The following is a 6256-nucleotide window of genomic DNA, read 5'->3' as shown; positions in this document are numbered from 1 at the left end:
AAGCTGGACCCCGGATCAAGTCCGGGGTGACGGTTGTGGGTGGGGTGACGTTGGGGGGGACAGTAGTTGAGAACTCGCGGCGTCTGCTTGGCAGCGCCCCCTCAGGCCGCGCGGACCAGCGCGCGGCGGCGGCGGTCGAAGCTGCTGGGGATGTTCATGGCTTCGCGGTATTTCGTCACCGTGCGGCGGGCGATATCGTATGCCGTCTTTTTTCAACGCTTCGACGAGCTTGTCGTCTGACAGCGGCTTCAGCGGATCTTCCGCGTCGATCAGGGCTTTCAGGCGCTGGCGCACGGCCTCGGCGGAGGCGTCTGTGCCGCCGTCGCTGCTCTGGATCGCGGTGGTGAAGAAATATTTCAGCTCGAAAACGCCGCGGTCGCAGGCCAGATATTTGTTGCTGGTGACGCGGCTGACGGTGGATTCGTGCATTTCGATCATGTCCGCGATCTGCCGCAGCGTCAGCGGTTTCAGGTGCGCGACGCCCTTTTCGAAGAAGGCTTGCTGTTCCTCCACCAGTGCCACGGCGACCTTCATGATGGTGCCCGCGCGCTGATCCAGCGCCTTCAGCAGCCAGTGCGCCTGGCTGATACAGCTATCCAGAAACTGCCGCTCCGGCTTTCCGCGCGCGGACGATTTGCCCACATTGTGGGCGGCGATGCGCGCCTGATACTGGCGGTTGACGATCAGGCGCGGCAGAGTGCCGCTGTTCAGTTCCACGGCGAAACCGCCGCGCGCACTGCGGCGGACGAAGATATCCGGCACCACGGGCACGGTGCGGCCGCCGCCCCATGCAAGGCCGGGCTTCGGGTTGTAGCCGCGCAGTTCGCGCAGCATGTCGGCCATGTCTTCGGCGTCGACATCGCACAGGCGGCGCAACTGGGCGAGATCGCCGCGCGCCACCAGTTCCAGATTGTCGATCAGGGCGGCCATGCAAGGGTCGTAGCGGTCGGCCTCTTTCGCTTGCAGGGCGATGCATTCGGCGAGGTTGCGCGCGCCGACGCCGGTGGGTTCGAACGTCTGCACGATGGCCAGCGCGCGATCCACCTGCTCTTCGGGCACGCCCAGCCGCTCGGCGATGTCGGCGCAGCTTTCGCCCAGATAGCCGGCGTCGTCGATGAGAGAGATGATGTGCAGCACCAGCGGGCGCAGCGCCGGGGCGACGCCCGCCGCCTGCCGCTCCAGATGCTCGGCGAGCGCGATCTCGTCTGCGGCGACGGATTCGAAGCTGAACTCCTCGCCGGGTTCGGCCGGGCGGCCGCTGTCTGCCACGCTGTCGTGGTGGAAGCGTTCCTCCACATAATCGACGTCCAGATCCTCGCCGCTGTGGGCATGATCTTCCGAGGCGAGCTGGGTGTCCATATCGGCCGGATCCTGGCTGACCGGGGCAGCGGGTTCGTCGGCACTGTCTGCCGGGCCGCCGCCATCCCCGTCGTCCGCCATTTCCAGCAGCGGGTTGCGTTCCAGTTCGGCGGCGATTTCCGCCTGCAGTTCGAGGTTCGACAGAGTCAGAAGTTTGATCGCCGCCTGAAGCTGGGGCGAGATGACCAGCGTCTGGCTGGTCCTGAGATCGAGGCGGGGGCCTAACGCCATGCGGCTAGAGGCTGAAATCCTCGCCGAGATAGACCCGGCGGACGGTTTCATCCTTCACCAGCGCATCCGGCGTGCCTTCGAACAGCACCCGGCCATCATAGATGATGCAGGCGCGATCGACGATTTCCAGCGTTTCGCGGACGTTGTGATCGGTGATGAGCACGCCGATGTCGCGATCTGCCAGATGGCTGACGAGGGTGCGGATATCGGCGATGGAGATGGGATCGATCCCGGCGAAGGGTTCATCCAGCAACATGATCGACGGGCTGGCGGCCAGTGCGCGGGCGATTTCGCAGCGGCGGCGTTCCCCACCGGACAGCGCCATGGCATTGGCCGTGCGCAGGCGGGCGATGTTGAATTCGCCCAGCAGTTCCTCCAGCCGGGCGGCGCGGGCTGTAGGGTCAGGCTCTGACACTTCGAGCACGGCGGAGATGTTTTCCTCCACCGAAAGGCCGCGGAAGATGGAGGTTTCCTGCGGCAGATAGCCGAGGCCGAGCGCGGCGCGGCGGTACATGGGCAGGCGGGTGATATCAACGCCATCCAGCAGGATGCGGCCCTGATCGGGGGCGGCGAGGCCCATGATCGAATAGAAGCAGGTGGTTTTCCCGGCCCCGTTCGGGCCGAGCAGCCCGACGACTTCGCCACGATTCACGCTGAGTGAAACATCGCGCAGGACGACTCGCTTGTCATAGGATTTGCCGATGGAGACGACGGCGAGGCCAGCTTCGCCCGGCAATTGCGCCGGGCGGGCGATGGGTTCGGCGTCTGCCGTGAGGGTGCCCAAGAGTGCGAACCTTTCTGCCTTGCCGGAGTTCCGGGGCAGTTGGCCCGGAACTTGCTGGCAATGGAATAGCCCATTTGCGCCAGCGGGTTCAAGGCATGGGGTGATTAATGCGGTCGAATTGGCGGATTTATACAGGGCAGGCAATCCGCAGCACCCGGCGTTTTGCCGACAGGGCCGGACCCTATATCGCCAAGGGCCACCGCTGCGGATATATCCCGGCCACCAACAGGGAGAATATTATGTCCGCCCAGGCGCATGGCGTCGATCTGCTGCCCATCGTGGCGCTGCTGGCCTCTGCCGTGGTGGCGGCACCGTTGTTCCAGCGGCTGGGGCTTGGTTCGATCCTTGGCTATCTGGCGGCAGGGGTGGTGATCGGGCCGTTCGGCCTCGGGCTGCTGCAGGATCCGGCGCAGCTGTTGCAGATCGCCGAGATGGGCGTGGTGATGTTCCTGTTCCTGATCGGGCTGGAAATGCGGCCGTCGCGGTTATGGTCCATGCGGGGGCAGATTTTCGGGCTGGGGCTGGCGCAGGTGGCGGTGGCGGCGCTGGTTCTCACGGGGATCGGCGTGGCGACAGGCTTTCCGGTGCTGCCCTCGTTCGTGGCGGGCACCGGTTTCGTGCTGACCTCCACCGCAATCGTGATGCGGCTGCTGGAGGAGGAGGGGCAGATGCACACGCCCGCCGGGCAGCGCATCGTCGCCATCCTGATTCTGGAGGATCTGGCCATCGTCCCGCTGCTGGCGGCGGTGGCCTTCTTCGCGCCGGCCGTGCCGGGGCATGAAGCGGGCGGTGTCGATCTGCGCGGGATCGGCATCGGCACCCTCACCATCGCCGGGCTGATTCTGGCCGGGCGCTTCCTGCTGAACCCTTTGTTCCGACTGCTGGCCAATGTGGGCGTGCGCGAAGTGATGACGGCCGCCGCGCTGCTGGTGGTGCTGGGGTCCGCCTATGCGATGCAGCTGGGCGGGCTTTCCATGGCGATGGGGGCGTTTCTGGCGGGCGTACTGCTGTCGGAATCCGTGTTCCGCCACCAGTTGGAGGCCGATATCGACCCGTTCCGGGGCATCCTGCTGGGGCTGTTCTTCCTGGCGGTGGGCATGTCGCTCGATCTGGGCGTGGTGGCCGCCAACTGGCGCATGATCCTCTTCTATGTGGCGGCCTATATGGTGGCCAAGGCGGCGGTGATCTACCTGATCGCGCGGGTCTTTCGCGCGGATCATCATCAGGCGCTCTATCGCGCCGTGCTGATGGCGCAGGGCGGCGAATTCGCCTTCGTGCTCTATGCCGCGGCGCTGTCCGCCGGGATCATCACCGGCGAGCAGAACGCCATCCTCACGGCGATCATCATCCTCTCCATGGTGCTCACGCCTATCGCCATGGTGCTGCTGCGGCGGCTGGAAAAGAACCGGCCGCTGGTGGCCGAAACCCGCGACGCACCGGACGGTCTCAGCGGCCGGGCGCTGGTGATTGGCTTCGGCCGGGTGGGGCAGATTGCCAGCCAGTATCTGTTCGCGCGTGGGCACGAGGTTTCCATTATCGACACCGACATCGAGATGATCGACGAAGCTCGCCGCCACGGTTTCAAGGTCTATTTCGGCGATGGCACACGGCTGGATATCCTGCACGCGGCGGGCGCAGAGGGCGCGGCGCTGATCCTGCTCTGTATCGACAATGAAGAGGCCGCCACCCACGCGGTGGAGCTGCTGAAGGGCCACTATCCCGACAAGCCGATCCTCGCCCGCGCCAGCGACCGGCGGCACGCGCTGAAGCTGGTGCAGGCGGGCGCGGATTACCAGATTCGCGAAACCTATGAATCCGCGCTGCTGCTGGGCCAGCAGGCGCTGGCGGTGCTGGGTGCCACGCCGGAGGAAATCGAGGAGGCCACGCTGGAACTGCGCGACATCGATTCCCAGCGCTTCGAACTGGAACTGGCCGGTGAGAATGAGGCGGCGCGGCTGCTGTTCAACGACAAGATCGTCTCCCTGCCGGTGGACCGGAAGGCGGCGGACGCCTGACCTGTTCGACTGCGGGATCGCGACAAGCGCCGTCTGCCCGGGGCAGCCCGGAACTTGCGGATACGCGGGCGTTTTATCATAGGCTTTTCTTCTGCACCCCTTCCCGTAAACCCCGTTTCAAACTCGCCGGAGAGTCCGGCAGATTCCACGCCGCCCCAAGTTTCAGGAAGGCCCCACATGCGCGCCACCCCCGATTTTGACTTCGCCCTCGGCGAAACCGCCGACATGATCCGCGACACCACCGCCCGCTTCGCGGACGAGCAGATCGCCCCGCTGGCGGCGAAGGCGGATGCAGAAGATTGGTTCCCGCGTGACGAGCTCTGGCCCGCCATGGGTGCGCTCGGCCTGCACGGCATCACCGTGGAGGAAGAATGGGGCGGCCTTGGCCTTGGCTATCTGGAGCATGTGATCGCGGTGGAGGAAGTCAGCCGCGCCAGCGGGGCCATTGGCCTCAGCTATGGCGCGCACTCCAACCTGTGCGTCAACCAGATCCGCCGCTGGGCCACGCCCGCGCAAAAGGCGAAATATCTGCCGAAGCTGATCTCCGGCGAACATGTCGGCAGCCTCGCCATGTCGGAAGCGGGGGCGGGCAGCGATGTCGTCTCGATGAAGCTGAAGGCCGAGAAGAAGGGCGACCGCTTCATCCTCAACGGCACCAAATTCTGGATCACCAACGCCACCCACGCCGACACGCTGGTGGTTTACGCCAAGACCGCGCCGGAGGCCGGTTCGCGCGGCATCACCGCATTCCTCATCGAAAAAGGTATGCCGGGGTTCAGCATCGGCCAGAAGATCGACAAGGTCGGCATGCGCGGCAGCCCCACGGCCGAACTGGTTTTCGACGATTGCGAGGTTCCCGTCGAACAGGTGATGGGGCCGGAAAACGGCGGGGTCGGCGTGCTGATGTCCGGCCTCGATTACGAACGCGTCGTGCTCGCCGGGCTGCAACTGGGGATCATGCAGGCCTGTCTGGATACGGTCATTCCTTATGTCCGCGAACGTCGGCAGTTCGGCAAGCCGATCGGCGGCTTCCAGCTGATGCAGGCGAAGGTGGCGGACATGTATGTCGCGCTGCAATCGGCGCGCTCCTACGTCTATAATGTCGCCAAGGCCTGCGACGCCGGGCAGACCACCCGCTTCGATGCGGCGGGCGCGATCCTGCTGGCCAGCGAAAGCGCGGTGAAGGTGGCGGGCGAAGCCATTCAGGCGCTGGGCGGCGCGGGCTACACCAAGGATTGGCCGGTGGAACGCTACTGGCGCGACGCCAAGCTGCTGGACATCGGCGCGGGCACCAACGAAATCCGCCGCATGCTGATCGGCCGCGAACTGATCGGCGCGGACAGGCCCGCATAAGCCCCCACCTGAACGGAGTTGCCCCCCATGTATGAGGCGCCCGCCCTCTCTGCCCTGCCGCCTGCGCAACTGCATGCCGAACTGCAATCGCAGCTGTCCGGCCTGATCGCGGGCGAGCCGAATGCGCTGGCCAACGCCGCCAATTGCGCGGCGCTGATCTTCGCGCAGATGCCCGATCTCAACTGGGCGGGCTTTTACTATGTCGAACCCGAAAGCGGCGATCTGGTGGTCGGCCCCTTTCAGGGCAAGCCCGCCTGCGCCCGCATCGCGCCGGGCAAGGGCGTCTGCGGCGCGGCGGTGGCACGCGGCGAAACCATCCTCGTGCCCGATGTGCACGCCTTCCCCGGCCATATCGCCTGCGACGCCGCATCGCGTTCGGAACTGGTGGTGCCCCTGCGCCGCAACGGCGAAATCATCGGCGTGCTCGATCTGGACAGCCCGCTGCCCAACCGCTTCACGGCCGAGGATCAGGCCGGTTTCGAAGCGCTGATGCAGATCCTGTTCAAATAGCCCC

General features: G+C 65.7%; 4 protein-coding genes and 1 pseudogene. 3 read left to right on the top strand and 2 right to left on the bottom strand.

The genetic code is table 11. The features are described 5' to 3' along the window. Positions 1–101: 101 nt before the first annotated feature. Positions 102–1590: pseudogene (rpoN, locus tag FJQ54_RS05160) on the bottom strand (RNA polymerase factor sigma-54). Between the two features lie 4 nt (positions 1591–1594). Continuing rightward, positions 1595–2344, bottom strand: coding sequence for an LPS export ABC transporter ATP-binding protein (lptB, locus tag FJQ54_RS05155; protein ID WP_140927352.1), 750 nt, complete (start codon positions 2342–2344; stop codon positions 1595–1597). Positions 2345–2613: 269 nt separating this feature from the next. Between lptB and FJQ54_RS05150 the strand changes: the two genes are divergently transcribed. From FJQ54_RS05150 to FJQ54_RS05140, 3 genes are all read left to right on the top strand, one after another. After that, complete coding sequence (locus FJQ54_RS05150; protein ID WP_140927345.1) at positions 2614–4389, top strand: monovalent cation:proton antiporter-2 (CPA2) family protein; 1776 nt, start codon at positions 2614–2616, stop codon at positions 4387–4389. A 177-nt stretch (positions 4390–4566) separates the two neighbouring features. Next, the gene (locus FJQ54_RS05145) at positions 4567–5742 is read left to right on the top strand and encodes an isovaleryl-CoA dehydrogenase (RefSeq protein ID WP_140927344.1); all 1176 of its coding nucleotides are present in this window, start codon (positions 4567–4569) and stop codon (positions 5740–5742) included. A 27-nt stretch (positions 5743–5769) separates the two neighbouring features. Beyond that, a complete protein-coding gene (locus tag FJQ54_RS05140) occupies positions 5770–6252 on the top strand; it encodes a GAF domain-containing protein (protein WP_140927343.1) in 483 nt (160 codons plus the stop codon). Positions 6253–6256: the final 4 nt, after the last annotated feature.

This window comes from Sandaracinobacter neustonicus, assembly GCF_006385875.1.
GTDB lineage: Bacteria > Pseudomonadota > Alphaproteobacteria > Sphingomonadales > Sphingomonadaceae > Sandaracinobacteroides > Sandaracinobacteroides neustonicus.
The sequence above is the reverse complement of the archived record's forward strand: the minus strand, read 5'-3'. Positions and strand labels throughout refer to the sequence as shown.